Annotated in this window: 26 protein-coding genes; 13 read left to right on the forward strand and 13 right to left on the reverse strand. The window is 61.5% G+C overall.

The window, feature by feature from the left end; genetic code table 11:
• Nucleotides 1-45 precede the first annotated feature (45 nt).
• Nucleotides 46-954 carry a LysR family transcriptional regulator gene (locus tag DK391_RS02050; protein WP_109476308.1) on the forward strand — a complete coding sequence of 303 codons (909 nt, stop codon included), beginning with the start codon at nt 46-48 and terminating at the stop codon, nt 952-954.
• Nucleotides 955-986: 32 nt separating this feature from the next.
• Here the strand turns inward: DK391_RS02050 and DK391_RS02055 are convergent, their stop codons facing one another.
• From DK391_RS02055 to DK391_RS02065, 3 genes are read right to left on the reverse strand one after another with little or no spacing between them, the layout of a single operon-like run.
• A complete protein-coding gene (locus DK391_RS02055) occupies nt 987-1757 on the reverse strand; it encodes a DNA-binding domain-containing protein (RefSeq protein WP_109476309.1) in 771 nt (256 codons plus the stop codon).
• A complete protein-coding gene (locus DK391_RS02060; RefSeq protein ID WP_109476310.1) occupies nt 1754-2584 on the reverse strand; it encodes a DUF692 domain-containing protein in 831 nt (276 codons plus the stop codon). The genes DK391_RS02055 and DK391_RS02060 overlap by 4 nt, the downstream gene beginning before the upstream one ends.
• A 12-nt stretch (nt 2585-2596) precedes the next feature.
• Complete coding sequence (locus tag DK391_RS02065; protein ID WP_109476311.1) at nt 2597-2851, reverse strand: DUF2282 domain-containing protein; 255 nt, start codon at nt 2849-2851, stop codon at nt 2597-2599.
• 372 nt (nt 2852-3223) lie between these two features.
• On the opposite strand from DK391_RS02065, the gene DK391_RS02070 reads away from it, so the two are divergent.
• Nucleotides 3224-4564, forward strand: coding sequence for a HAMP domain-containing sensor histidine kinase (locus DK391_RS02070; RefSeq protein ID WP_109476312.1), 1341 nt, complete (start codon nt 3224-3226; stop codon nt 4562-4564).
• A 46-nt stretch (nt 4565-4610) separates the two neighbouring features.
• Here the strand turns inward: DK391_RS02070 and DK391_RS02075 are convergent, their stop codons facing one another.
• On the reverse strand, nt 4611-5051 hold the full coding sequence (locus DK391_RS02075; RefSeq protein WP_109476313.1) for a response regulator: 441 nt from the start codon (nt 5049-5051) through the stop codon (nt 4611-4613).
• 158 nt (nt 5052-5209) lie between these two features.
• Between DK391_RS02075 and DK391_RS02080 the strand changes: the two genes are divergently transcribed.
• The 4 genes from DK391_RS02080 to DK391_RS02095 all read left to right on the forward strand — a co-directional run bounded on the left by DK391_RS02080 (nt 5210) and on the right by DK391_RS02095 (nt 8331).
• The gene (locus DK391_RS02080) at nt 5210-5440 is read left to right on the forward strand and encodes a hypothetical protein (RefSeq protein WP_109476387.1); all 231 of its coding nucleotides are present in this window, start codon (nt 5210-5212) and stop codon (nt 5438-5440) included.
• A gap of 206 nt (nt 5441-5646) precedes the next feature.
• Nucleotides 5647-6429 carry a hypothetical protein gene (locus tag DK391_RS02085; RefSeq protein WP_109476314.1) on the forward strand — a complete coding sequence of 261 codons (783 nt, stop codon included), beginning with the start codon at nt 5647-5649 and terminating at the stop codon, nt 6427-6429.
• Nucleotides 6430-6481: 52 nt separating this feature from the next.
• Nucleotides 6482-7030, forward strand: coding sequence for a hypothetical protein (locus tag DK391_RS02090; RefSeq protein WP_109476315.1), 549 nt, complete (start codon nt 6482-6484; stop codon nt 7028-7030).
• Nucleotides 7031-7083: 53 nt separating this feature from the next.
• Complete coding sequence (locus DK391_RS02095; RefSeq protein WP_109476316.1) at nt 7084-8331, forward strand: MFS transporter; 1248 nt, start codon at nt 7084-7086, stop codon at nt 8329-8331.
• 45 nt (nt 8332-8376) lie between these two features.
• Here DK391_RS02095 and DK391_RS02100 read toward each other — a convergent pair whose 3' ends face one another.
• From DK391_RS02100 to DK391_RS02130, 6 genes are all read right to left on the reverse strand, one after another.
• Nucleotides 8377-9750, reverse strand: a complete 1374-nt coding sequence (locus DK391_RS02100; protein WP_109476317.1) for a sigma-54 dependent transcriptional regulator — start codon at nt 9748-9750, stop codon at nt 8377-8379.
• Nucleotides 9732-11276, reverse strand: coding sequence for a HAMP domain-containing sensor histidine kinase (locus tag DK391_RS02105; protein WP_109476318.1), 1545 nt, complete (start codon nt 11274-11276; stop codon nt 9732-9734). The genes DK391_RS02100 and DK391_RS02105 overlap by 19 nt, the downstream gene beginning before the upstream one ends.
• A gap of 136 nt (nt 11277-11412) precedes the next feature.
• Nucleotides 11413-11802, reverse strand: coding sequence for a response regulator (locus DK391_RS02110; RefSeq protein WP_109476319.1), 390 nt, complete (start codon nt 11800-11802; stop codon nt 11413-11415).
• Nucleotides 11803-11863: 61 nt separating this feature from the next.
• The gene (locus tag DK391_RS02115) at nt 11864-13279 is read right to left on the reverse strand and encodes an ATPase domain-containing protein (RefSeq protein ID WP_239482675.1); all 1416 of its coding nucleotides are present in this window, start codon (nt 13277-13279) and stop codon (nt 11864-11866) included.
• Nucleotides 13280-13665: 386 nt separating this feature from the next.
• Nucleotides 13666-14388 carry an enoyl-CoA hydratase/isomerase family protein gene (locus tag DK391_RS02125; protein WP_109476321.1) on the reverse strand — a complete coding sequence of 241 codons (723 nt, stop codon included), beginning with the start codon at nt 14386-14388 and terminating at the stop codon, nt 13666-13668.
• A gap of 82 nt (nt 14389-14470) precedes the next feature.
• Nucleotides 14471-15859: an MFS transporter gene (locus tag DK391_RS02130; RefSeq protein WP_109476322.1), complete on the reverse strand. Its 1389-nt coding sequence runs from the start codon at nt 15857-15859 to the stop codon at nt 14471-14473.
• Nucleotides 15860-16111: 252 nt separating this feature from the next.
• Here DK391_RS02130 and DK391_RS02135 point away from each other — a divergent pair, with 252 nt between their 5' ends.
• Complete coding sequence (locus DK391_RS02135; RefSeq protein WP_109476323.1) at nt 16112-16987, forward strand: LysR family transcriptional regulator; 876 nt, start codon at nt 16112-16114, stop codon at nt 16985-16987.
• Between the two features lie 128 nt (nt 16988-17115).
• Here the strand turns inward: DK391_RS02135 and DK391_RS02140 are convergent, their stop codons facing one another.
• The 3 genes from DK391_RS02140 to DK391_RS02155 form a co-directional block, all read right to left on the reverse strand.
• Nucleotides 17116-17880 (reverse strand): hypothetical protein, encoded by a 765-nt coding sequence (locus DK391_RS02140; protein ID WP_239482681.1) that lies wholly within the window; start codon nt 17878-17880, stop codon nt 17116-17118.
• A 231-nt stretch (nt 17881-18111) separates the two neighbouring features.
• Nucleotides 18112-19242, reverse strand: coding sequence for an FAD-dependent monooxygenase (locus DK391_RS02150; protein WP_109476326.1), 1131 nt, complete (start codon nt 19240-19242; stop codon nt 18112-18114).
• Between the two features lie 71 nt (nt 19243-19313).
• Entirely contained in the window at nt 19314-20249 is a 936-nt protein-coding gene (locus DK391_RS02155; protein ID WP_109476327.1) for a DMT family transporter, read from the reverse strand.
• A gap of 145 nt (nt 20250-20394) precedes the next feature.
• Here DK391_RS02155 and DK391_RS02160 point away from each other — a divergent pair, with 145 nt between their 5' ends.
• The 6 genes from DK391_RS02160 to DK391_RS02185 are packed head-to-tail and all read left to right on the forward strand — an operon-like array spanning nt 20395 to nt 26085.
• Nucleotides 20395-21495: a LacI family DNA-binding transcriptional regulator gene (locus DK391_RS02160; protein ID WP_109476328.1), complete on the forward strand. Its 1101-nt coding sequence runs from the start codon at nt 20395-20397 to the stop codon at nt 21493-21495.
• Nucleotides 21492-22403 (forward strand): sugar phosphate isomerase/epimerase family protein, encoded by a 912-nt coding sequence (locus DK391_RS02165; RefSeq protein ID WP_109476329.1) that lies wholly within the window; start codon nt 21492-21494, stop codon nt 22401-22403. Before DK391_RS02160 ends, DK391_RS02165 begins: the two co-directional genes overlap by 4 nt.
• Nucleotides 22400-23155, forward strand: a complete 756-nt coding sequence (locus DK391_RS02170; protein ID WP_109476330.1) for an SDR family NAD(P)-dependent oxidoreductase — start codon at nt 22400-22402, stop codon at nt 23153-23155. The genes DK391_RS02165 and DK391_RS02170 overlap by 4 nt, the downstream gene beginning before the upstream one ends.
• A gap of 55 nt (nt 23156-23210) precedes the next feature.
• Nucleotides 23211-23957 (forward strand): SDR family NAD(P)-dependent oxidoreductase, encoded by a 747-nt coding sequence (locus DK391_RS02175; protein ID WP_109476331.1) that lies wholly within the window; start codon nt 23211-23213, stop codon nt 23955-23957.
• 27 nt (nt 23958-23984) lie between these two features.
• Entirely contained in the window at nt 23985-25244 is a 1260-nt protein-coding gene (locus DK391_RS02180; protein WP_109476332.1) for a Tm-1-like ATP-binding domain-containing protein, read from the forward strand.
• A gap of 7 nt (nt 25245-25251) precedes the next feature.
• Entirely contained in the window at nt 25252-26085 is an 834-nt protein-coding gene (locus DK391_RS02185; protein ID WP_109476333.1) for a phosphoenolpyruvate hydrolase family protein, read from the forward strand.
• Nucleotides 26086-26104: the final 19 nt, after the last annotated feature.

Below are 26104 nucleotides of genomic sequence, written 5' to 3' on the forward strand. Positions count from 1 at the left end.
TGGATTTATTTCATACAACCATTAATTCTGTTCATGGAGTGGGTCATGCTGGAGCGCAGTCATCTTCTGGTCGTGCGTGAAGTCGAGCGGCAAGGCTCGCTGACGGCGGCCGCTGATACGCTCAATCTCACGCAATCGGCGCTGAGCCATGCAGTGAAGAAACTGGAGCAGCAACTGGGCACGCCTGTCTGGACGCGCGAAGGACGATCGATGCGGCTCACGCAGGCGGGTCAGTATCTGCTGGGTCTCGCCAACCGTATGCTGCCGCAGTTCGAGCTTGCGGAAGAGCGCATGAAGCAATACGCGCAAGGCGAGCGCGGTACGCTGCGGATCGGCATGGAATGCCATCCGTGCTATCAGTGGCTGCTGAAGGTTGTGTCGCCGTACCTCGCGCGCTGGCCGGATGTCGATGTCGATGTGAAGCAGCGCTTCCAGTTCGGCGGCATTGGTGCGCTTATCGGTTACGAGATCGATGTGCTCGTCACGCCTGACCCGCTCAAAAAGCCGGAACTACGCTTTCACCCGGTATTCGACTACGAGCAGGTGCTGGTCGTCGCCGATGAGCACGCGCTGGCGGGTGAGGCCTACGTCACGCCCGAGCAGCTGGCGAAGGAAGTGTTGATCACGTATCCCGTCGAAACCGACCGGCTCGACATCTACACGCAGTTTCTGACGCCCGCGAACGTGGTGCCCAGGCGTCACAAGGTGATCGAGACGACCGACATCATGCTGCAGATGGTGGCGAGCGGCCGGGGCGTGGCGGCACTGCCGCGTTGGCTCGCGGAAGAGTACGCGGGCTGGATGCCGCTCACGCCGCTGCAACTCGGCAAGAAGGGTATCGCAAAGCAGATCTTTCTCGGCACGCGTAAAGCCGATGACGACATCGAATATCTGGCTGCGTTCGTGAAGACTGCGCGCGAGTCGAAATGGGCGGAGGCAAAAATGCGGGCGTAGTGACGTGCGTAAGCCTGAACGAAACGAGTCGCTCAGGCTCCCGCGATGCCCGTCACGGCGGCTATCGAGATCCACATCTGCAACTGCGCGGCAATATCGAACGAGCTATCGATCTCAAGCCCAACGTCAATCGCCTCGTTCAGCGTTTGACCCTGTTGAAGGGCCAGAAATGCCTCATGTGCCGCGAGGCTTTGATCCACGACGACAGGACGCCACTGCGGACGCGCGACAAGCACGCAGGCTGCTGCCGCGATGTCGCGCGTAGCGCCGCCGCCCGGTTGATGTGCGCGCCAGATAGCGCCAATCGAATGACGTGATCGAATGGTGGAACATGCCGGATGAACAGTCAGCCTGCTATTCAGCAGACGCTCGCTGCCAGCTTCCTGCCACTGCTGCGCACTCGTGACGTGTGGGGCGGCCGCATACCAGGCGTTGTGAACGGCCCATTCCAGCCGCGCGATGTCACCGAAGTAGTCGTAGTGCGCATTCTGTTCCCAGGCTTCGATGAACTCGGGCAGATGCGCACCGAAGCGGTTCAGATCGCCGCTTACGGACGGGTGATCCTTTGCATAGGCCTGCGCAAGCCCTGCGAAATAGCGATCTCCCGTCAGAGCGAGTAGAACCGGGTAGGCGTTCTTCAGTGCCGCAAGCCAGGCTGACTGAACGTTGCGGCGGTACACGTTCAAGCGCTCGCTGACGATGTCGCCAGATGTCGACAGTCGATCGGATAAGGCAGCGTCGTCGTGCGGGGGACGCACGGCGTTGAAAAAGGCTTGCTGAATGTCTGCAAGTGACGTCTTCACGTTCGCTCCATCACACGACGAGCTTTCTCCACTTCATCGACGAGTTCTGCGAGCGGCGGCAGATTCGTGTCCCATTCGATCAGCGTCGGGCAGTGGCTGAAACGTTGCAGCGCATATTCGTACAGACGCCAGACTTCGTGTGTCACGCGAGAGCCGTGATCGTCGATCACACCGATGTCGGTCACGCTATGTCCAGCGAGATGGATTTCACCCACAATCTGTGGCGGAAGCGCATCGATGGCAGCGATCGCATCTTCACCGTGGTTGCATTGATTGACGAAGAGATTGTTGATATCCAGCAGCACGCCGCAACCGGTGCGGCGGGCCAGTTCCGCCAGAAACACGGTCTCTCCGTACCGGTCGTCATGAAATCGCGTATATGTCGACACGTTCTCCAGCAGAATCGGACGCCGTAGTATGTCCTGGAGCGCATTGACGCGTGGACAAAGATAGTCGAGCGCTTCATGGGTGAGCGGCAGCGGCAACAGATCGTTGAGACAGGCCGAAGAGGTCGCGTTCCACGACAGATGTTCTGACACGATCTGCGGGCCGATACGATCCGCGAGACGTCGCAGTTTGCCGATATGTATCGTGTCCAGCGGAGCAGCAGATCCCAACCCAAGCCCCACACCATGCAGGCTGACTGGCAAGTCGCGGCGGATCGTCTCCAGCACATGCAGGTCGTAGCCGCCATCGCCGAAGTAGTTTTCGCTGTGGACTTCGATCCAGTCGACGGCTGGTGTCGATGCCAGAAAATCCGCATAGTGCGCATGACGTAGCCCAACGCCGACGCCGTGCAGGGTGTGAATCGTTGTCATCTCGCTCATCGTGCAGCGCGTTCAACTGTCAACTGTTCCCCCCAGCTTCTTGCAGGTTCCTTCGGGCATATTCTTGAAGTCACCCTTGTCGTTGTCGACCTTGGCTTCGCCCGCGCAGCCATGGACGCCCGTCTTGCTGGCGCAATCGTTCTGTCCTGCTTTTGCGATCCCATAGCATTGAACCTGCTTGTCGGCGTGCGCCAACTGCGGCGTCACGGCAGCAAGACCGGCAAGCGCTGTGGCAATGAGCGCCTGACGTGCAGTATCGGTTTTCATCTCTTCTCTCCCGTTCGCTGAAACAGTTGGCCTCAGACGTCCTGCTGCGCCCGGGTGCAAGCCAAGGCGCGGCCTCTGATGTGAAATATAGACAATATCCGGCCGATGCCATCGCGGCGTTCGACGTTGCTGACGTTTCGTGCTGGCTAATTTTTCTCTAATTGTCGCGACGTACGCTTGGGGATATATCGGCGGATCTCCACGCCTTCACGTTTCGCCGCGGCGAAATCAGGTGCTGCAAGCGGCGAATACAAGGAAAAGCAGGGCGAACCGACATTGCCGGTTGTCACACCGATCGTCATTCCCTGTCGGGCATCGGAGACGCAGGACGGGGAAAGGTCGGGTCAGCCGGCATACATCGGAGGCCACGTCATGCGATCACTCAAAAATCGAATCATCGGAACATTGATCGTGCTATTTGCTGTCATCGGCGTCGCCGATGCCTGCACGTCATACTGGCTTTCAATGCGGCAAATCGACGAACTGCTCGATCAGCATCTGCAAGGCGCAGCCGTCTGGCTCTCGGCCGGCAAGGTGGGAACGCTCGGTACGCACGGTCCACCGCCGCATTCGATCGATGGATTCGTCGGGCAAATATGGCAACAGGGGCTCGCCACGCCCACCGACAATACCGATCCGAAAGTGCTGTTCAACCGCGACGCGCCAGCTGGTTATTCGGACGAGCGCATCAAGGGCCACCGCTACCGGCTCTATACGCTTCGAAACGACACGGACGGTCTGACTTATCAGGTCGGCCAGCCTTTGTCGTTTCGTGAACAGACAGCGGGGCGCGCGGCGCTCAAGAGCCTCGTGCCGACGATTCTTCAGATAGCGCTCGTCTGGATCGCCATTCCGCTGATCGTCAATGCAGCATTCGCATCGCTGAAACGCGCGAGTGCCGATGCCGAAAGGGTCGGCGTGAGCCGGCTGACGCCGCTGAACATATCGCATGTCCCCGACGAGGTCAGGCCATTCGCCGATTCGATCAATCGGATGATCGAGCGCTTGCAGACGGGCATCGACGGAGAGAAGCGCTTTATCGCCGATGCGGCACATGAACTGCGTACGCCAATCGCCGCGCTGCAACTGCGGATCGACAACCTGGAGAATGCACCCGATGCCGCCGCACGCCGAGAGCGTTTGAAAGAGTTGCGCGACGCGATCGTTCGATCGGCGACGATGATCCGGCAACTGCTCGAACTCGCGCGCGCTGATGCACAACGCGATCCTGGCAGGGCCGGCGAGACGCTCGATGTGCAGGAAATGGTCCGGACACTGGTAGCCGATCTGCTGCCCGTTGCCTACGCGCGCTCCATCGATCTGGGTGTGCAGCGTTTCGACACTGCGCACGTCGATGCGAATGCAGGTGAGTTGCGCATGGCAGTGCGCAATCTGGTCGAGAACGCGTTGCGATACACGCCCTCTGGTGGCCGTGTGGATATCGACGTGTGCGAGGATGCGGCAGGTGTCGTTGTGCGTGTTACCGACACGGGGCCAGGCATTCCGGATGAGATGATCGACCGCGTATTCGACCGCTTCTTCCGCTTGAATACGGTAGCAGGCGAAGGCAGCGGACTCGGCCTGTCGATCGTGAAGTCAGTCGTCACGAAGCATGGCGGATCGATTTCGCTGAAGAACCGTCGCGACGATCAAAGCGGCCTCATCGCAACCGTCGTGTTTCCATCGAGCGCAATGGCTTGCGTCGACGCCTGATGCGTGTGGCAACCACGTGTGGCAACCGGCATCGGACGCGCAAGGCTCACGGCCAACTGCGCGGATCGATGGCTTGCCAGCGCGACACGGTCGGTGGCAGAGGATTCAACTGCGAGATACGGTTCGCACCGATGCGCCGCGACAGAAACAGGTTCGCGGCGCGTGCGAGTTCGGATGGATCGACAGGTTTTTGCAGGATCGCGTCATAGAGCCGGCGCGCAGAAGGCGGCGGCGTTTCGCCTGAGACGAGTAGCAACGGCACGCGCGCGAACGCAGGAAAACAACGCAACCGCTCGGAAAGCTCGATCCCGTCCATGACGGGCATGTTCCAGTCGGTGACCACCAGATCGGGCAGAACGCGCGTCGTGCAGGACAAGGCGACCTGTCCGTTTTCCGCCAGCACGACGTGATGACCCATGGCCTCCAATGCCAGTTGGAGCGGCCAGAGCGTGTCGTAGTCGTCGTCGACGAGAAGAACGGTTGCCATCACGAGAGTCTCTTGCCGGTTTGCATGCCTTGCACTGCGCAAGTGCTATTCCTCTTCGTCCGCCGCTCGCCCGTATCCATACGCCAATGCCGATATGCATGGCAGGCACGCCGGTTGCGAACGCTTTGAAAATTTCCCAGGAGAACAGGATGACAAAAATGCGTGTGGTCGTAGCGACGGGCATTGCAATGTGTTCGTTGCTCGCAGGTGAGGCACAAGCTGCGGGCTGTACGGAAGGGGCCGTCGTTGGCGGCGTTGCAGGCCACGTTGCGGGGAAACATGGTGTCGCCGGTGCGGCCGCGGGATGCGCGATCGGACATCATGAGGCGTCGAAGAAGCAGAAGGCGGCGAGTGCGGCCAATGGCGCCAATCCGCCGCCGTCGAAGTAGAACGCCGATATCTGATGGCATCGCGTGGATCGATGAACACGTGTCGTTATCCACGCGTTAGCCCGGGTGTCGGGCAAACCGACAGCACCTGTCCGCTTCCTTGACAGTGTCGATGCACATCGGGGCCGAAGACCCTTGAAAGATGGGGGTTGGGGCCGATGGTACGGCCTTTGCAGATCACTCCGCGTCATACGAAGGAGTCGATCATGCAACCTGCCTTTTCAAACCACGCGCGGCCACACATCGCACGGCGGGCGAGCGCCCTGGCGCTTGCAACGCTGGTAGCGGCAAGCACGGGATGCGCCGCGCAGACTCAATCCACGCCCGTGCAGCCAGCGCCCTCCATCGCAACCGGCGCGCCGCCACCGCCACCACCGCCCGTTGACGCGGGAGACCCAGGCGCCCCGGCGCCTTCCGCCGCTGCGGGCAGTCCATCCGTCGCGCAAGGCACGGTATCGCGGTTTCTTGTCAATCCGGACGGCGATGTCGATGGATTCCTGACCAGCGACGGCTTGCTCGTGCACTTCCCGCCGCACCTCGGCACGCAACTCACCTCGCTGGTTCGCCGGGGCGATGCTGTCCAGCTGAGCGGGTGGCCCAACGCCGGCCGCACGTTCACGGCACAACGCATTGTCAACGCAAGAACGGGGCAACAACTGCTCGACCAACCGCCCATGCCGGGCGCCCAGCCGTTACCGCGCGAGCTTCGCGGCGCAGGGCTTTCTCCTTTGCGCGCGGAGGGGAAAGTCACGCACGTGACCACCGCACCACGAGGCGAACCGGACGGCGTCATCCTGACGGACGGAACCGTGATCAAGCTCACGCCTGCCGTCGCGCAGCAATTCCCGACACTGCTTCAGGCCGGCGCGAGCGTGTCGGCACAAGGCTACGGCACGCGCAACCAGTACGGCACGGCGTTGCAGGCAACTGCGTTCGGCGCGCCGGGCAACCTGACGCAACTTTATGACCGGATGCCTCCGGGCCCATGACGTAACGGACAGCTCAACAGACTTCAACCCACATTCACTCAGGAGAATCAGCATGCATTGGATCGACCCGGACAGCCTTCCCGAAACGCGCGGCATCGTGAAAGGATTTCTGCTCAACCCTCACGGCGAACTCGATGGCATTGTCCTCGATTCGCGACAGGTGCATTTCCCGCCGCATCTGTCCCGACGCGTTGCGCGCCATATCGCGCTCGGCGACACCGTGAAGGTGCGAGGCGTGAAACCACGCGGCGCGGACATGATTGCCGCCGTCGCGTTGACCACCCGGAGCGGCACCGTGATCCTCGACGAAGGGCCGCAGCATGGTGCTGAGAAGCATCACAAGCCGCCTGTCGAACATAAGCCGATGGAGGCAGCGGGTGAAGTCGTGCTGCCTCTGTTCGGGCCGAAGGGCGAGTTGCGAGGCGCTTTGCTCGACGATGGCACGTCGCTGCGCATGCCGCCGCATGCGGCGATTGAACTCGCGTCATGGCTATGCCCTGGCGCGCATGTCAAAGCCTGGGGACACGGCATCAAGAACCGTCATGGCCGGACCATCGAAGTGGATGAGATCGCAGAACTCGTCGACGCACCGATGGATTGACACAGTCCGTTTCTCCTCGTACCCGCCCGGACGATCCGCACGATGAGCAACTCATGAACACGCCACTCTGCAACCGCCACGTTGCGCTCGAAGCGTTGAACTTCTTCATGGCCGATGTGCAGGCGGGCATCGGGCCATTCCTTGGCGTGTTCCTGCTGGCGCGCGGCTGGCATCCCCAGGCGATCGGCACCGTGATGACCATCGGCGGTATCGCGGGCGTGCTCGCGACGTCTCCGGCTGGCGCACTCGTCGATGCGACCCGTCACAAGCGCGCCATTATCGTGGTCGCGGGCGTGCTGACAACGCTGGCTTCACTCGTGCTGTGGGTGTCGCACAGTGTCTGGATGGTCGCCGCATCGCAGATCCTCACGGCGGTGACGGGCGCCGCGCTCGGGCCCGCAGTGGCCGGCGTGACGCTCGGCATCGTGCGCGCGCGGGGCTTCGATCGCCAGTTCGGCCGCAATCAGGTCGCCAATCACGCGGGAAACGTGGCGGGCGCGGCGTTGTCGGGCTGGCTCGGCTGGCGCTACGGATTCGGCGCGATATTCGTGCTGGCCGGCGCGTTCGGGGTGATGACGGTCGTCTCGACGCTGCTGATCCGGGCCGATTCGATCGATCACGACAGCGCCCGTGGTCTCGGCGATGCGTCGCTTGCCGGGCATGAGCCTGCGAGCGGCTTCCGTGTGCTGCTGACGTGCCGGCCACTGCTCCTGCTCGCGGCGGCGCTCGCGATGTTCCACCTCGGCAATGCGGCGATGCTGCCACTCTACGGGCTTGCCGTCGTCGCCGCGCACAAGGGCGATCCGAGTGCTTTCACGGCGCAGACTATCGTCGTCGCGCAACTCGTGATGGTCGCTGCAGCATGTCTGGCGAGCCGGCTTATCGTGCGTCTGGGCTACTGGAGCGTAATGCTCATCACGTTTCTTGCATTGCCGGTGCGTGGCCTGGTTGCCGCGATGTTCATCAACGCGTGGGGCGTCTGGCCGGTGCAGGCACTCGACGGGATCGGCGCGGGGCTACAAAGCGTCGCTGTGCCCGCGCTCGTGGTGCGACTGCTGCAAGGAACCGGGCGTGTGAATGTCGGACAGGGCGTGGTGATGACCGTGCAGGGTGTCGGTGCGGCGTTGAGTCCGGCGTTGGGTGGCGCGCTGGCCCAGCATGTCGGGTATGCGTCGGCTTTTCTCGTTCTGGGCGCCGTGTCGACTGGCTCGCTCGCGGTATGGCTGTTCTTTGGCGCATCGCTTAAGAAAGCGTGCGGCGTGCCGCGCGATCCCGCAGTCGATACGTCGCTCGCAACTTGAACCCCGTCTTGCGCTTGCCGCGATGGCAGGCGTGATTCTGCGCACTCAGTCGATCCCGAGATTGGCCATGCGTGTGTACAAGGACTGACGGCTGATGCCAAGCCTTCGCGCCGCTTCCGCGCGATTGCCTTGCGCGATTTCGAGCGCCCGTCGGATGATCTCGCGTTCGACCTGCTGCAATGCCTCAGCCAGCGGAAGATCGTAGAGGCTCGCCGGGAGCGGTGGATCGGACGCAGCGCTGCCTATCAGGAACGCGAGATCGCTCTCCGTCACCACAGGTCCGGGCGACAGTGCGTTCACCCGCTCAACCGCGTTGCGCAATTCACGCACGTTACCCGGCCACGCGTGTGTCAACAGACGCCGTTGTGCCTCAACCGAGAACTGCCGTTTCGGGCGGTCTCGCGTGGTCGATTGCAGAAAATACCCGACGAGCGGCAGGATATCGGCAAGGCGCTCGCGCAACGGCGGCAGGTGGATCGGAATGACATTCAGCCGATAGAGCAGATCCTGCCGGAACTCACCCGCTGCCACCATCGCGTCGAGCTCGCGATGCGTCGCGGCGATCACACGCACGTCGACTGCAACGGCTTCGTTCGTGCCAAGCGGGGTGACCACTCTTTCCTGCAGCACGCGCAGCAGTTTGGCCTGCATGGCAGCCGGCATGTCGCCAATCTCGTCGAGAAAGAGCGTGCCGTTGCTGGCATCGACGATCCGGCCCGTTCGCGCGTTCATTGCGCCCGTGAACGCCCCTTTGCCGTGACCGAAGAGTTCGCTTTCCAGCAGTTCATGCGGGATGGCCGCGCAATTGACTGCGACGACCGGCCCATGCGCGCGTCGCGACGACTGGTGCAACACGCTGGCCGCGACTTCTTTGCCCGTCCCCGTTTCGCCCGTGATGAGCACCGTTGCATCGGAAGCGGCGGCACGTCCGATGCGCTTCTGCACCTCGCGCATCGATTCGCTGATGCCGAGCAGACGCGGCATCGCATCGTCAGGTTCATCGAATGTTGCGGGAACGGTGGTCGTCCGGGATGCCGCGCCCGGCGTCGGGCTAGCCACGAAAATGCGCTTCAGCAATCCGGCGATATCGTCGCGGCCAACGGGTTTGGTCAGATGCTCGAACGCACCCAGACGCATCGCGCCGCTCGTGTTGTCGCTGTTCGCGTGTGCGGTGAGCATCACGACGGGAATCTGGCGGCCATGGTCCATTTTCCGCAGTTTCTCGAGTACCGCGAGTCCATCGATGCCAGGCAGCCTGAAGTCAAGGAATACACAGGCGGGCGTCGCGCCGGTTGCGAGCCGCGCGAGTCCGCTTTCGCCGGAAGCCGTGCGCTCGACGTCATGACCGAGATCCGTCAGCGTTTCCGCCAGGCCCTCGCTAAACGCATCGTCGTCGTCGATCAGGAGGATGGTTGCCATGGAATATCAATGACAAAGCACGTTTGAGCGTCCGTGCGGGTATGGTACGCGCGCCCATGATGCGCAGACGCGACCTCGCGCACCAGCGCGAGACCCAGTCCCGATCCGTCGGCGCGTCCCGTGACGAAAGGCTCGAAGATCCGTTCACGTTCGGTGTCGGGGACGCCGGGGCCGTCGTCCGTGATGTGAAGGATCAGCCGATCGCCGGATGGCGAACTGAGACGGCTGGCGTCGAGCGCTATCTGTCCGCCGGCCGGGACATGCTGCAGCGCGTTCAGCAGCAGGTTGTCCACCGCGCGTCGCAGCTGGCCGGAATCGAAAACAGGATGGCCGACACGTGAACCTTCCGGTTGCGCGGACTGTGCCACATCTGCCGATAGCGCCGCGCGTTTTGCCAGCGCGGCTTCGCGGTGAGCATCGACGACTTCGTGAAGCCATGTAGCCAGATCGACAGGTTCACAGTGAAGCGTCACGGGTTGCGTCAGCGCGAGCAGGCTCGCGACCTGACTCTCGATACGCTCAAGCTGACCGAGGATCGAACGCAAGGCGCTTTGCTGGCGCGCGCTGTCTCCGGCGAGCGCGTTTTCCGCTTTCAGGCGCATCGCGCCGGCGGGATTGCGGATCTCATGCGCGACCTGCGCTGCCAGCTTGCCCAGCGCGGCGAAGCGCTCGGCCTGTGCCAGCTGGGTTTCCAGTTTGCGTGCCTGCTGCTGCCATGCGTGTGTGCGTTCGAGGTAACGGTTGACGGATTGGGCGATCCGGTCGAGATCGCGTTCGCCGGGCATCGCTACTACCGTTTCCATGTCACCCGCGCCGGACAGCGCAGCTTCCAGCCCGTCGAGCTTGCGCCGCCAGTTGCGCAGCGCAAGCGCAAGATAGAGCGACACGCCGAGCAGAACGGCAAGGACGACGGCAAGCACCGCGATGGACGTCTCGCCCAGTACGCCGAGCGCAGGGTGTGTGCGCGTGAGCATCCAGACATAGAGGCCGGGATGTCCTGCTACAGGACAGGCCGTTGCCAGCACGGCATCTTGCCCGTTGCGGACGGTTCTGGCCGCCACGCGCGCGTCATTCGATGCCGCCGTGAGCGCGCTCAAGATCAGCGGCGTTTCGGCTGCCGGAATGTCGCGCTTGATGCCGCTGCCCTGATACGACGGAAAGGCGTAGGCGAGAAACCCGCTCGCGTCGGGCGGCGCGCCATCGGGTGGAGCAGGACGTGGTGGCGGCGAACCGGAATGCAGCGACGACGACCAGAAGCCGCCCTCGACGCCATCCGTCCTGGCGAGCACGACATCGAGCACGGCATGCATGAGATCGGTGTTGGGTTTGCCCGGCTCCTGCAACGAAAGGTTGTAGCGCGAGGCGACGGCGTCACAGGCGGCGAGCGACTGCTGCTGGGCCAGCGCGACCTGCTGCCCCTGTGCGGACACGATCATGAGCCAGACAATGCCGACCAGCGCCATGCATAGCGCCGCGACAAGCGCCCAGAGTATCGCGAGCTGTGTCGAAAAGGCCGTTCGTGCCACACGTTCACCTGTTGATGATGGCGGCCGGGTGCTTCGCTGTGCGTCGGTTCACTTCGATTGGCAAGGCACAGCAGGCGATCAGTCCCGGCAGCGGTGCCGGGAGCTTTGCACGCCGCGTGCCAGGTCATGCCGATTGTCAGCGGCTGCCGCTGTCGTCCCGTTGGTTCGGCCGTCCGAGCGCCGCGCTTAACGCATCGAGCAGGCGAGGTGGCGGATAAGGCTTGTCCAGCACGACAGCGAAGAGATCGGGGCGCGCTTTCGCGGCGGACCCTTGCGCGGCTGTCGCGAGAACGATGGGGATATGCGCCAGTCTGGCGTCCTTCTTCAGCGCCTGGGCCAGTTCCAGTCCCGACATGGCCGGCATCATGAAATCCGTCAGCACGACGTCCGGCAGGATCGAGCCGATCATGTCCAGCGCGGAGCGTCCGTCGCGAGCGGCATGCACCGTATAACCCTCGGCCTTCAGAAAGAAGGAAAGGAAGTCGGTTATCAGCGATTCGTCATCCACTACAACGATCGTGGTCATGCCCGTTAGCCCATTCTCGTGTCCGCTGCGGTCCCGTTCGTGAGGTGCCGTTGCCGTGCGGCTATGGCTGGCCCGGATCGTCGGTCACCACTCTTCTGACCTCGCTCAGCGGGGTCGAGATGGCGTTTGGAATGACCAGCCGCGTGATCGTCGGCGTGAACGCGCTGTCGCGAAGCTTTATGACTTTCATGCCCTGGCAGATGCTGCCCTCCGCCTCGTCGAGTTGCATGCCGATCACGTTGTCGAACAGGCTGAGCACTTCGGGCGACGTTGCGTTCATCTCCGACGCCGACAGTTCTCGCGTCTCCCACGCACAGACGGTCGAGACGTCCATCGAGCGAAGCTGGTTGGTCAGCGCAGCGAGAAACTCGATCAGCCGGTGCGGGTCGACGGCCGCCCGTTCGAAGCCGGCCAGCCCGTCGATGACGAGCCGGCTGATGCGGCGTGCCTCGACGGCAGCGAGCAGATGATAGGCCAGGCTGTCGATGACGTTTTCCGTCAGCGGATTCCACAGCACCGTGAGCGCGCCGCTGGCAATCAGCGCGTCGATGTCGATGCCGAGCGCGTGCGCCTTGCTGGCGAGGCGCGCCGGCGTTTCATAGAAGCCGAAGTGCAGGGCGGGCTTTTCCGGTGTCGCGAGGCGCAGAAAATTCAGCCCGAAGCTGGTCTTGCCGCTGCCGCCGGGGCCGACCACGATCGTCGCCGAACTCGCGGGCAGTCCGCCGCCGATGCGGGCGTCGAGATCGTCCACGCCGCTCGACACACGCTCCTGCGGCGCCAGGTCGAGCTTCGAGGGGCGTGCATACAAGGCTTCCAGCCGTGGATAAACCACGACGCCCGCATCGTTGATCTCATAGTGGTGAAGGCCGCCTAGCGAGGCGCTGCCGCGCGATTTGGCCACGCGCATCCGTCGCACGGTTCGCGAGCCAAACAGTTCCTCTTGCAGTTGCAGCACGCCGTCGACCATCGTGTGTTCGGGGCTGGAATCGTCGATGCGCGCGCTGGTCAGGAACAGCACCGTGCAGCCGCTGAACGCAGCATGACCCTGAAGTTCAGCCACGAAGGTCTTGACGTCGAGCGTGTTATGGCTGCTTTCGCGTGCGTTGAGGAGGCCATCGAGTATCAGCATCGACGAGCCTTGCCGCACGAGTTCGTTGCGCAGTACATCGACGAGCGCGCTGAGACCATCGACTCGCAGCGTGCGGAAGAGGCTCAGATAGGTAATGTCGTTGCCCACCCGTTCCGGCTCGAAAAAACTGAGCGTCGATAGAGACTGGAACAGCCGGTCGTGCGATTCGGCGAGCAGGGTGATGTAGAGCACCTTTCCGCCCTGCCTGACCTGATCGAAGGCGATCTGGTTGGCGAGAATCGTCTTCCCGGCGCCGGGGCGGCCCTGGATGATGTACGAAGACCCGGCGACCATACCGCCACCCATGATCGTGTCGAGCCCCGGAACATGGCTGGTTAATCGCTTCAAGGTCTGATTCATCGCTGGCCTGGTTCGACTGGGTGATTGCGCGGTGAGCGGCTTCAGACGGGGAGAGTCCCGCCGGGCCTCCGCACATGCTGCGGTGGGGTCAATGCCGCGATTCTCGCACGATACGAGCACGGCAGTCTCTTACATGAGGCTTCGTGGTCGCGCGCAGGTGTCGGTTGACATCATGACGGCTGAAGCTCTGGCGGCACCCGGTGGCCTCGACGTGCTCGTCAACAACGCGGGGACATCGCGGCTATTGTCGTATTTCTCGCGTCACCCGCTGGGCGCTCGATTTCTGGCCAGATGATTCCGATTGATGGGGATTCGCAGAGTTCGTGAGTCAGAGCGTCACCGGCATCATCAGTATCGTCACTACGTCATGCAAGTTATGGATCAGGCGAATCGGTCCCAATCGGCCGAAATCCCTCGCCCAGATCATTCAATATCTGTTTGACCGTGCTTTGCACCGATGGTGACGCGTCGAGCAGTTCACGAACGGTAGCATCCGTCATTTCCTCCAGGTCACTGTCCACGACAAAATCCGTTGCGATCCCCCATTCGAAAGCTTGCACGCCAGAAACAAGGCGCGAACGCATCAACATTTCGCGCATGCGTCCACTGCCGACTATTTGAAGTGCTTGCGACCAGCCAAACGTTCCGCCTGGGAAATTGTTTTCCCTCACCGGAAATCCGTATTGAGTCGTTTCGGTCACAATCCGCAGATCGCAAGCAAGCGCCAGTGCAAAACCCGTCCCGAACCAATGGCCGCGAGTGGCAGCGACGACCGGCTTGCTGCATCGAAGGGGAGCGTTGATGTCCCAGATCAGACGGGCAGGCGAGACGCTTGAGATCTCCGTCTCGACTTCGGCGTTTGCGAAGTCCAGCAAAGGATTGTATTCCGCCCTGAGAACGATCACTCGCACGCCAGGATGGCGATCCAATCGCTCAAACGTCAAACGCAACTCCGCGAATTGCCGGGGTGTCAGGCAATTCGTGGGAGGCCGGGCGAGGACGACGTCGGCACGTGTTTGCTGCTCGTCAATCAGGACATAAAACCCATCTCTTCGCTCGTGCCGGGGCGCATTGGATTCAATCGAAACGTAGCTCATGGTTGTAGTTGTCAGGCGGTCAAGTTGATGTGTGAAATACGTTGCCTGAACTTCAAAGCGAGCAACGTTGTCTTTCCGAAAACTACTTCATGGCGCCCTTGCATGAGTACGTTTGTCGTCGGTCGGATTGCTCGCGCTCTGCCATCAGGCGCTGTCGTCCAACGCGCGTCGAATACGCAAGCGCGGTGGAAAAGACAGCTGCAATGACGAGATAGGTTGGAGCAACCAGTCTGTTGCCTGTCCATTCCGTCAACAGATTGATGATGAATGGCGCCATGCCACCGAACAGCGTGACGGCTACGTTGTAAGACAGCGAAAGACCCGTAGCACCCGATTTGCGAGGAAAGAGCGTGGCCAGCATGCCGGCATGTGGGCCCGCAAGAACGGTCTGGAAAAGCCCGGCTACCAGTTGCATACACAGAAGCCGGGGAACCGATGGCGCATCGGCGATAAACAGAAACATGGGATAAGCGCAAAGCGCCCACGCGCCCACTACGGGAAAGAACATTCGATAAGCGCCATACCGGTCGGCGAGCAATCCGGCCACGGGAAAAAGAACTGCATTCAACGCCTGAGAGAGAATCACGCCGAGCATTGCCGCCGACATTGGAAGGCTCAGATTCAATTCGACGTATGCGGGCATATAAATAGCCCAGAGATAATTCGATGCAGTGGCGACTGTGATGACTCCGATCGCGCAAACGATGCTGCCGGTATTCAACCTGACGAAGCTAGTCCACTCTTTCCATATCGATCGGTCTGCGGTTACTTGTCGATGTTGTGTCGGCTCGTCCGGGCTTATCTGTGAGGAACGGTATTTCAGCACGACGCCCAACGGGCCGATAATGGAACCTGCCAGAAACGGCAATCGCCATCCCCAACTTCGCAATGCGTCATCGGAAAGGCAAGTGACGAGGAAATAGCTGCATGTGGCAGCAAGCACGGCCGACAATGCTTGAGCCGACATGTTGAAACTTCCATAGAACATCCGTCTTTCCGCTGGGGCGCTCTCGACGATGATCGCTGAGGAAACGCCAAACTGCGCGCCAACCGCAACGCCTTGAATAATCCGTGCAACGATCATGACGATGGGAGCGATCAGTCCCACTTCGTTATATGACGGGCACAAGCCTAGAAGTCCGGTTCCGACGCCCATCAGGATCATCAGCAGTGACAGGATCCGGAGCCGGCCGAGCCGGTCCGCGTACAAGGCGAAGATAACGCCGCCCAAAGGCCTTGCAACAATACCGATCGCGAACGTCGCAAACGTGAGCGACAGGCCCGCGGCTTCGTTGTGGACCGGGAAAAAGACGACCGCTATCGTTTTCGCAAGGAAGATGTAGCAGAGGAAGTCGAACCACTCCAGGCTGCTTCCCACCACGGACAGGATGATCGGGCGCGCGCGCACTGTGCGAACCGGTGTCTCTCGCGAGCACGTCGAATGGTGCGCAAACTCTTCACGGGTTGACATGAACACCTCTCAAAGGGTCCGGTTGCGCCGGCCAGGTGCCTCCAGAGTGATTTGTCTCTCCCAATCCTGAAACTGATGCAGCTGACGGTTATAGTTTCGATGCCACACACGCCCCGCATTTTTCTGCTTTCACTCCGTTAACGAATTTCGCACATGAGTGGCGAAAAACAAGCTATTTTTTGTTTGGCCGATACTAAACGAAATGTTTAGTATTAGTCTTGAGTCTGTCGCCGTCATAGCGAGAAAGATTCGATGAGCACAATCCGCTTTCTTCGTACGTTTCTCGCTGTCGAGAAGTACGGTTCGATGTCCGCCGCGGCAGACCATGTGCGGCTGACTCAGGCGGCCGTCGGGCAGCAGATGCGCGCGCTCGAAGCCGAACTGCGTCGGCCGCTGTTCGAACGGTCCGGGCGGGGAAGCCAGATGACGGCGGCGGGCCGGGCGCTCGTGCCGCACGCGCGGAAAATGGTGTCGATTTACGAGGACATGCTGCGTGCGCGGCCGGATACGTCAGAATTGACGGGAACGGTGACGGTGGGTGCGATCGTCTCCGCGACGGGTTTTCTCTGCAAGGCTGCGTTGAACCTCAAGGAGCAGCACCCGGCGCTCGAACTCAAGCTTCTTCTTGGGCACGATCTGGATCTGTGCGAACGCGTCAAGGCGGGTGAAGTCGACGCGGCCGTGGTCGAACAAAGAGACAGCAGCCATGATCGGCCCGGCGTGTGGACTCCGCTCTACGTCGAACCGCTGATCATGCTCGCCAACAGCAAGGTCGCTTCGCGTAACGCGAGTGCAGAAGGCTTGCTCGATTCCCAGCCATTCATCCGATACGACCGTTCAACAGGAATTGGCCGCGAGATCGAACGGATCCTGCAAAAAATCCATGTCAAACCGAGGGAAATACTGGAAGTCAATGCGATCGGAACGATCATGGATCTCGTGCGGCAAAACGTCGGCATTTCGATCATTCCGCAATTAAAGCAGGTCGCGTGGGATCAGGAAAAATCGTTGACGGTTCTGCCCTTGCTGGGTTCGACGTCGGGGCGCGTGATCGGCATTTATGAAAGCCTGAAGCAGCCGAAGAATGTTGCCGCAGTGAAGCGGCAGATACTTCACGAACTGAGCTGAGTCAAGTTAGGTTAAGGAAGGGGTATTCGAAGCAGCAGTGAGTTGACCAGGACGCTGGCCGACTGCACATCCCATAAGCGAATGGAGCAGACGGAAGCACACCCCGCCGCCACCCGTTGTGGATGACGTCAGGCGCTCAATGCCTGTTTGAACTCCGGTGTGTCAGCTCGCCGATCCGTCATCGACTCTGCCCGGCGGTGGAGCGATGCCTTGCGCTTTTCCTCGGCGTTCTCGATGAAATCGGACAGTTCACGTTCGATGGCCGAATCCTTCGCACCGGGTTTCCACGTCGCCACACCGTGCCGACGGCGCGTGGTTCTGGCAAGGGCTAGTGCAGCCATGGCTGCCTTCGCGCTTTCGAATTCGACCAGCGCGCAGAGGTCGGTGGGTTCGGCAAATTCCCGGTACGCCTCCGCGTATTCCCGCGTCGCGTGCACGGTGGCCGGATACTCGCGCAGTTCGGAAACCGCCTTGCGACGCAGCACGTCCCATCGAAGCCTGTCCGGATAGGCAAAGGCCGCGATGGACACGGTCCTGATCGCTTCGCGGCTCATCGAGCCGGCGGGCACGGCCGCCGCCCAGGCAGCTTTATGCATCATCGTCCGGCATGTCCGCGCGTAACTCTCTAACGACGACGCCAGTTCCAGCGCCGTAGCGCGTCGTAGCGACCTGCGGTCACTCATATCTCTCGCGGAGATCCACGCGAGCGTGACAATGGAGCCGATCGCGCTGGACGCCAACGCTAGCGCAATCGGAGAGTTCCAGCTGAATCGCTGAAGATAGACGAGCCATTCCTGCGGCATACCATGCGCTTTAAACAACGAGGTGCACAGAGTATAAGCAATCGTTTGCGGACTGTTCCGAGCAAAAAATACGGTTTGTGTTTTTGCCACGATCAAGCTGTGTTGTCGATATGTGCCTTGACAAATAATCCCGGAATGATGTGTGCCCGCGCAGTTGATCGAACAAAAATGGACCGGGTGGCCGCCTTACTTTCGACGGTTTCCGTCCGTAAGTCCGACGACAGATGATATTCGGCGAGGCAATGATCGATCATGACGATGTCGTGGATATCGACGCGCCGTTCTGAGCTGAACAACACCATGAGAATCCGTCTGACACGCTCAGATGGATTCCTTGAGAAGGTCCGTCAGGTCAATGCCATTCTTCGCCGCATCCATCAACGCATCCGGTACCGGGCCCTCGCGTTCCGGGTCCACCAGCGCCTGATTCAGATCGACGTAAGGCCGCATACGGTTTTCATACCCAGCGAAAGCCGCAGTCACGTCGCCGGAAGATTGCGCCAGTTCATGCGCCAGCACGAAAGCACCGACGAGTCCCAGGCTCGTGCCCTGCCCGGAGAACGGCGACGCGCAATATGCAGCATCGCCCGCCAGTACGACCCGGCCCTTCGACCAGGCCGGCATGTGAATTTGCGCGAGTTCGTTGTAGTAGAACTGCCGGGCCGTCGTCATTGCCTTGATAAAGCGCGGGAAATCGCCTTGCAGATGAACACAATGCTCGGCGACAAGGCGCTTCTGCCCTTCGATATCGCCTCGCGTCAACGGCGGTTGCGGTGCCTCGAATCCGACGCCGATGCGTAGTTCCTTCTGGTCGAGGCTCGGATAGATCACATAGCCGAATGCTTCGACGCGGTGACCAATCTGCCAGTCTGTCAGATCGATGATATTGGGCGTCGAGAATAGCGCCAGCACGACACCCAACGGAAAGACAACCTCGGACTCGGCGTCGAACACCTGCTTGCGTACGTTCGAATAGATACCGTCCGCTCCGATCAGCAGATCAAAGCGGCTTGTCGAACCGCTTGCGAATTCGATATTCACCCCGTCGCTATGCTCATCGATCGAGCGGATGCTGTCGTTATAAATGAACCCGACACGATTCCCCAGCGCGTTCTGCAAAATCTCGCACAGGTCATCACGGAAGATTTCAATGTCCTCGCTATCGAGACGACCCGCGCTGTACGTTCGTTCGACCGTTCGCTGCACCTCGTGTCCGTTCGCATCGAGCATCGACATGCCCTTGAGGCGGGTACGCTTTTCAGTGACAGCCTCCCGCAGACCCATTGCGCTAACGACATCCAGCGCGACAAAACGAATGTCGACCGCCTGGCCACCCTGACGAAAGCTACCCGACCGTTCGACGATCGTGACGGCGAAGCCGGCACGATCGAGCCAGAATGCCAGCGCCAAACCAGTGACGCCTGCACCGGAAATCAACACGTTGCGTTTCATTGAAAGGTCCTTGTTGCGGTAGGTGATTGCTTCCGATGGTGCAAGTATCCTGTCCGGAAGTTAGCTTTGAATTACGGCCTGCGCGATGCTGCAACGGGGAGATCCTTCGACGGCGCCCGTGCAGCGATGCCGACACCCAGCATCGCAATACCCATTGACCACCACGCAAGCGAGGGCAGCACCTCGCCCAGAAACACATAACTCATCAACGCGGCACCGGGCGGCACGAACAGAAATAGCGACGCGACCTGCGACACCTTACCGGCACGTGTCATTGCGAGCAGCAGCGTGATTGCGATCAGCGAATTACAGATCACGAGATACGCGAGCATCGAAGCAAAGGTCGCGTTCCATTCGACGTGCGTATGTTCGAACAGTGCCGCCATCGGCGCGCAGAATATGAAGCCGACCGCGTACTGTACGAGGTTTGCCGTCACGGGATCTTGTGCAACGCCATAACGCTTTTCGTAGAGCATCGCAGCGGTAATACCGATCAACGCGCCGATCGCCATCAAGACAGGACCAGCAGAATCGACCTGCATGCGGCCACGCGCGAAGAGCACACCAGCGGCGCCAACCAGCCCGAGCAATAGCCCTATCCAGCGTCGCGCGCCCACACGTTCACCTATCAGACGCGGTGCAAGCACGCCGACAAGAATCGGTTGCAACGAGACAATCAGCGCAAGCACGGAACTCGCAATCCCTGCCGTCATCGCGAGATAGCTGAGGCCGAAGTACATCACCTGCACGAGAAAACCGACCACGATCAGCGAACGCCATGCGTGCGCAGAACGTGGCAGCGGTGGACGGCGGATAGCGAACGCGATACCAAGGAACCCAACCGTGAATGCGAACCGTATGGCAAGAAAGGTGAGTGGCGATGCATACCGCAGCCCGATTTTCGCAACGGGAAAACCTGCCGACCACAGCAGCAGAAAAACAACCGGCGCACCGAGCGAAAGCCACGGGTTGTCGACAGTTGCAAGCGCATTGGTTCCGTCTCTCATGGTCCTTTCCCGACCTCGATTCGCAGTGAGCAAGGCGTATATCAGGTTTACCCGCGAAGCATGTGAACGTTCGCACAAACAGGTTTACTTCGCAACGTAGTCGCCTATAGTCAAAACCATGTGAACGATCACATGCGCGGTGAAAATGAAATCTGACGAAAGCGGTCGTGCGCCCACGCTCAAGGATGTCGGCAAGCTGGCAGGGGTTTCCTACCAGACCGTCTCGCGTGTCATGAATGGGTCGGAACGCGTGAGTCCCGAGACCCGCGATCTCGTCATGGCTGCAGCGCAGCAACTCGGATTTCGTGTGAACCGCGTGGCGGGAAGTTTGCGTACGAACCGTTCGCGTACGCTTGGCCTTGTGATGTCGGATGTCGCCAACCTGTTTTTCGCGGAAGTCGTGGGTGGCGTGCAGGCGGAAGCGGCACTCAATCATTACTCCGTCATTCTCGCGAACAGCAACGAAAATCTCGAATGCGAACGCGAGGTCGTAACGGGCCTGATGGAGCGCCGCGTCGATGGTCTGATCGTCGCGCCGGCGGAAGGCGAGCACAGCTATCTGAGCCGCGATCTTCCCGAACGGTTCCCACTCGTTGCGATCAACCGGATGATCGACGACGCAGTCTGCAGCGGCGTGCTCAGCGACAACGAAGGCGGCGCGCGGCTCGCCGTGCAGTATCTGCTGGAGCGCGGTCATACGCGCATCGGCGCATTGTCCGGATCGCGCGGGCTGATGACGTCGCGCGAGCGGATCGACGGCTTCAAGGCCGCGTTGAAGGAAGCGCGGGTGCCTGTGCGGCGCGAATGGATCCGCTTCGCGGGCCTGAAAGCCGACACGGCCTGCACTTGCGCATTGGAATTGCTCGACAGCGCCGACCGTCCCAGCGCACTCTTCGCGACCAGCAATACGATTGCCGAAGGCGTATTGCTGGCGATGCGCGAACTCGGTTTGCGCCGCAACGAAGATGTCGATGTGATCTGTTTCGACGACGTGCCGTGGGCGCGCCTCGTCGATCCGCCGATGCCCGTCATCGCGCAGGATACGAATCAGATTGGCCGACTCGCCGTGCGCACGCTGCTCGGCCTGATCGAACGGACACATACGCCGGGCGACATCGTGCGTTTGCCGACACGCCTGCTGACGAACCAGATCGTGCTGCCGAAGCGCGCAGTGCAGAGCACCGCCTCGCAGCAAGCGGCGCGCCGTGCGCGACTCGCGCTCAAGGCGCAGGGAGCGCTGGAATGAGCGCGAGATCGTCTGTCGACACGAACAGTCGTCGTCTGGGATTGAGTCCCGTCACGCTGGCGCAGTGCACCTTCGAACAGGCGTTCGAGATGACCGCGCGTGCAGGATTTACCGGAATCGGGCTGCGTTACGACCAGTTCGAACGTTATCTCGCACAAGGCGGTTCGGTTGCAGAGGTCAAGCGGTGGCTCGATACATACGGTCTTCAGATTGCCGAAGCGGCGTTTCTTGCCGAATGGCAATACCACGGCGGTGTGCCGCTGGTGAGCCGCAGGCAACGCAGCGGCGGCGATGATGAGGAACCCGCGCGCCTGCGTGAACGCCTGGATGCGTTTCTCGCTCACTGCGAGCAATTCGAATGCGCGAACGTCACGGCTGTACCGGCGCTACGTGAGTCTGGCGATCTCGATGTCGCGGCCGAAGAATTCGCCGCACTGTGCGACATCGCGCATCCGTATGGTGTGCGCTTGTGCCTCGAATTCATGGGCACCGCGCCGCAGATTTCCACGCTGGCGAGCGGCGCCAATCTCGTACGACGTGCGGCACGCAACAACGGCGGCCTGCTGATCGATACGTTTCTGTTTCATCAAGGGCGTTCGCAACTCGCGGACCTCGCGGCTGTGCCCATCGCGTCGATCTTCAACGTGCAACTGGCCGATGCGCTCGACAAGCCGCGCGAGCAACTCGACATGCTGGCCGATCGCGTCTATCCCGGCACGGGCGCTGCGCACGTGCAGCAGATTGTCGACGCACTCGTGGCGAAGGGTTATGAGGGCTGGTGGACGGTCGAGCTGTTCAATCCCGCCTACGCGAAAGACGACCCGCTAACAGTCGCCTCGACCGCTGCAAAGACGGCAACGGCACTGTTTCGCGCCGAGGTTCGAACCACTACGGGAGCCGCCGCATGAACTTCGATCTGCATCGGGTGATGGTGACGGGCGCGGCGGGCGGTCTTGGCCGTGCTGTGACGCTGGGTCTGGCAACGCACGGCGTATCGACCGTATGCATCGACGCGAACTACGAAGGGCTGGAGCAAACGCAGGCCGAGGCTATACGGCTAGGGGCGGCGTGTCACTCCATCGTTGCCGATCTTGGCTCGGACGCGTCGATAGGCGAAGCGTTCGCCGGTCTGTCGGCCGACGATCTGCCACTCGACGGTATCGTCACCTGTGGCGGCATCACGAACAAGACGCGCGTGCTCGACATGACCGTCGACGAATGGGACCGCGTCATGAACATCAATCTGCGCGGCACGTTCCTGTGCGTGCAGCATGCGCTGCGAACCATGGTGCAGCAGCGGCGCGGCCGCATCGTGACGATCGCATCCGATACGGCCAAACGCGGCGCAGGAAGACTGTCGACCTCGGCTTACGGCGCATCGAAGGGCGGCGTCGTGTCGCTGACGCGTTCGCTGGCACGCGAGCTTGCCAGCCATCGCGGCGCGATTCGCGTCAACTGTCTGTGTCCCGGTCCTATCTGGACAGGCATGCACGATGGCATGACGCCGGAAGAACACGCGACCGTCGAAAACTCGGTGCTGATGGGGCGCTTCGCGAAGCCCGAAGAAATCGCTGCCGGTGTGCTGTTTCTGCTCTCGGACGAAGCTTCGTTCGTCTACGGCGAAACATTGATGGTGGACGGCGGCGTGGTACTCGACTAGCCGCGCGTGCGCAACATCGCTCGGTAACTGTCATCTCAAACGGGAGACGCAACAGATGGACACGTGCAGCGGAAAAGTGGCTGTGGTCACGGGCGCGGGCCGGGGCATCGGCTTTGTTATCGCAAGCTATCTGCTCGCGGAGGGCGCGACGGTCTATGTGCCCGATCTCGATGGCGAACGCTCGACGCAAGCCGCCAACCAGCTCGGCGAGGGCGCGCGCCCCGCGACGCTCGACGTGCGCTCGGCGCAAGACGTGAAGGCCTTTTTTGCACGCGTCGATGAAGAGGCGGGCGGTGCCGATCTGCTGGTCAACTGCGCGGGCGGCTATGCGCCGCTGGTCCCGACGTTGAACATCACGGAAGACGAGTACGACATGGTGATGGATTCGAACCTGAAAGGCACGTTTCTGTGCTGCCAGGCCGCGATTCCGTCGATGCTGCGCAAGCACGCAGGCGCGATTCTCAACTTCAGTTCGCTCGCGGGACGCCAGACGAGTCCAGCGCTCGGTTCGCCCTATACGTCCGCCAAGGCGGGCGTGCTGGGACTGACGCGCCACTTTGCGAAGGAGTTTGGCGCGGGCGGCGTACGTGTCAATGCAGTGGCGCCAGGTACGACTGAAGGCGAGCGCGTTGCGGGGCTGCTCACACCCGAAGATCGCGAACGTCAGCTGGCGGGAATTCCGCTCGGGCGCTTCACGACAGCCGAAGACCTCGCCGATGTCGCCGTGTTTTTGTTGTCCGATCGCGCCCGCTACATCACAGGGGCAACGATCGACGTGAACGGCGGCGTGTTGACCATCTGATGATCGAAAGCGACTGGCGAGGGCATCATGAGAACGGTGTATGTCGTCGGAACCTGCGATACGAAAGGGGCGGAACTGGGCTTCGTGCGGCAATGTCTGCGTGACGATGGCGTGCCCGTGTGTCTCGTCGATGTCGGCACGCTGGCTGGGCCGCGCGAGCATGTGACGCCGGACATCAGCGCCGACACGGTCGCTGCCTTCCATCCAGAAGGCGCGCGTGCGATTTACGAAAGCGGCGAGCGTGGCGCTGCCATCGCCGCGATGGAGCAGGCGCTCTCCGCGTTCATCGCCGCGCGCGACGACGTGGGCGGCATGCTCGGCGTGGGTGGTTCCGGCAACACGGCGCTCGTCACGCACGCGATGCGCGTCTTGCCGGTTGGCGTGCCGAAGTTGATGGTTTCGACGGTGGTGTCGGGCAACGTCGCGCCCTATGTCGGCGCGAGCGATATCGCGCTGATGTATTCGGTGGTCGATATCGCGGGACTCAACCGCATCAGCCGCGTGGTGCTTGGAAACGCGGCGCACGCGATGGCAGGCATGGTCGTACATGCCGCGCTTTCGCAATCCTCGACGCGCGTCGCTCGCGGCAAACCCGTGATCGGCATCACGATGTTCGGCGTCACGACGCGCTGCGTCGATCTGCTGCGCGAGCGGCTCGATAACGAGGCGGAGTGCCTCGTGTTCCATGCAACAGGCGTGGGTGGACAGTCGATGGAAAAGCTCATCGACAGCGGCATGATCGACGGCGCGATCGATCTGACCACTACAGAAGTCGCCGACTTTCTCGCAGGCGGCGTGTTTCCGTGTCTGGAAGACCGCTTCGGTGCGATCGCGCGGACGCGCGTGCCGTATGTCGCGTCGTGCGGCGCGCTCGACATGGTGAACTTCGGCGCCCGCGATTGCGTGCCGCCGCAATACACGAACCGGCTGTTGTATTGCCACAATCCGCAGGTCACGCTGATGCGCACGACGGTCGATGAATGCCGTCGTATCGGCGAATGGATTGCGCAGCGGCTGAACCGGTGCGACGGTCCTGTGCGTTTTCTGATTCCTGAGCGCGGCGTCTCGGCGATCGATATCGAAGGCGGGGCGTTCTACGATCCCGAAGCCGACCGGGCGCTTTTCGATGCGATCGAAGCGACGCTGGTGCAAACGACGCAGCGCCGACTGCAACGCCTGCCGCTGCATATCAACGACGCTGCTTTCGCCGATGCACTCGTCGCCGCCTATCGTGATGCGTGCGATGCGGGTGAACGTGCGTCCGCATCGCACCACGCTACGAGGTGAACCACGCATGCCACGCTTTGAACGCACTGCATTGCTGAGCCGTTATCGCGAGATGATTGCGCGACGCGAGCCGATTGTCGGCGGCGGCGCGGGAACGGGTCTGTCCGCGAAATGCGAGGAAGCGGGCGGCATCGATCTGATCGTGATCTACAACTCGGGCCGTTACCGGATGGCCGGGCGCGGTTCGCTGGCGGGCCTGCTCGCATATGGCAACGCGAATGAGATCGTCAAGGATATGGCGCGTGAAGTGTTGCCCGTCGTGAAGCACACGCCCGTGCTCGCGGGCGTCAATGGCACCGATCCGTTCGTCGATATGGGCGTGCTGCTCGATGACCTGGCGCGCATGGGTTTCTCCGGCGTGCAGAACTTTCCGACCGTGGGTCTGATCGACGGCGTGTTCAGGCAGAACCTCGAAGAAACGGGCATGAGCTACATGCTCGAAGTGGAGATGATCCGCCTTGCGCGCGAACGCGATCTGCTGACTACGCCATACGTGTTTAGTGCCGACGAAGCCGTCGCGATGACCGAAGCGGGCGCCGACATCATCGTCGCGCACATGGGATTGACCACGGGCGGCGCTATCGGCGCACAGACGGCGCTGACGCTCGCCGACTGCCCGGCGCGCATCGAAGCATGGGCGCAGGCCGCAATGAAGGTGCGCCGCGATGTGATCGTGCTGTGTCATGGCGGCCCGATCGCCAGTCCGGACGATGCCGCATTCGTGTTGCGCGAGGCGCCGTCGTGCCACGGTTTTTATGGCGCGAGTTCGATGGAGCGCTTGCCGACGGAGATCGCATTGACGGAACAGACGCGCAAATTCAAGGCGATAACGCGCGAGTGAACGAACACAGGCGTAAGGA

Origin of the sequence: Paraburkholderia sp. C35 (genome assembly GCF_003121405.1) — a bacterium.
In the GTDB taxonomy this organism is placed as follows: Bacteria; Pseudomonadota; Gammaproteobacteria; order Burkholderiales; family Burkholderiaceae; genus Paraburkholderia.

Bases quoted from the DNA above. Each gene is read 5' to 3' on its own strand.
- DK391_RS02125 (WP_109476321.1), bottom strand. From the start codon at position 14,388: ATGAGCTACGTTTCGATTGAATCCAATGCGCCCCGGCACGAGCGAAGA.
- DK391_RS02075 (WP_109476313.1), bottom strand. From the start codon at position 5,051: ATGGCAACCGTTCTTCTCGTCGACGACGACTACGACACGCTCTGGCCG.
- DK391_RS02070 (WP_109476312.1), top strand. From the start codon at position 3,224: ATGCGATCACTCAAAAATCGAATCATCGGAACATTGATCGTGCTATTT.
- DK391_RS02185 (WP_109476333.1), top strand. From the start codon at position 25,252: ATGCCACGCTTTGAACGCACTGCATTGCTGAGCCGTTATCGCGAGATG.
- DK391_RS02095 (WP_109476316.1), top strand. From the start codon at position 7,084: ATGAACACGCCACTCTGCAACCGCCACGTTGCGCTCGAAGCGTTGAAC.
- DK391_RS02135 (WP_109476323.1), top strand. From the start codon at position 16,112: ATGAGCACAATCCGCTTTCTTCGTACGTTTCTCGCTGTCGAGAAGTAC.
- DK391_RS02110 (WP_109476319.1), bottom strand. From the start codon at position 11,802: ATGACCACGATCGTTGTAGTGGATGACGAATCGCTGATAACCGACTTC.
- DK391_RS02175 (WP_109476331.1), top strand. From the start codon at position 23,211: ATGGACACGTGCAGCGGAAAAGTGGCTGTGGTCACGGGCGCGGGCCGG.
- DK391_RS02080 (WP_109476387.1), top strand. From the start codon at position 5,210: ATGCGTGTGGTCGTAGCGACGGGCATTGCAATGTGTTCGTTGCTCGCA.
- DK391_RS02130 (WP_109476322.1), bottom strand. From the start codon at position 15,859: ATGTCAACCCGTGAAGAGTTTGCGCACCATTCGACGTGCTCGCGAGAG.
- DK391_RS02170 (WP_109476330.1), top strand. From the start codon at position 22,400: ATGAACTTCGATCTGCATCGGGTGATGGTGACGGGCGCGGCGGGCGGT.
- DK391_RS02065 (WP_109476311.1), bottom strand. From the start codon at position 2,851: ATGAAAACCGATACTGCACGTCAGGCGCTCATTGCCACAGCGCTTGCC.
- DK391_RS02160 (WP_109476328.1), top strand. From the start codon at position 20,395: ATGAAATCTGACGAAAGCGGTCGTGCGCCCACGCTCAAGGATGTCGGC.
- DK391_RS02100 (WP_109476317.1), bottom strand. From the start codon at position 9,750: ATGGCAACCATCCTCCTGATCGACGACGACGATGCGTTTAGCGAGGGC.
- DK391_RS02155 (WP_109476327.1), bottom strand. From the start codon at position 20,249: ATGAGAGACGGAACCAATGCGCTTGCAACTGTCGACAACCCGTGGCTT.
- DK391_RS02050 (WP_109476308.1), top strand. From the start codon at position 46: ATGCTGGAGCGCAGTCATCTTCTGGTCGTGCGTGAAGTCGAGCGGCAA.
- DK391_RS02150 (WP_109476326.1), bottom strand. From the start codon at position 19,242: ATGAAACGCAACGTGTTGATTTCCGGTGCAGGCGTCACTGGTTTGGCG.
- DK391_RS02060 (WP_109476310.1), bottom strand. From the start codon at position 2,584: ATGAGCGAGATGACAACGATTCACACCCTGCACGGCGTCGGCGTTGGG.
- DK391_RS02180 (WP_109476332.1), top strand. From the start codon at position 23,985: ATGAGAACGGTGTATGTCGTCGGAACCTGCGATACGAAAGGGGCGGAA.
- DK391_RS02085 (WP_109476314.1), top strand. From the start codon at position 5,647: ATGCAACCTGCCTTTTCAAACCACGCGCGGCCACACATCGCACGGCGG.
- DK391_RS02165 (WP_109476329.1), top strand. From the start codon at position 21,492: ATGAGCGCGAGATCGTCTGTCGACACGAACAGTCGTCGTCTGGGATTG.
- DK391_RS02090 (WP_109476315.1), top strand. From the start codon at position 6,482: ATGCATTGGATCGACCCGGACAGCCTTCCCGAAACGCGCGGCATCGTG.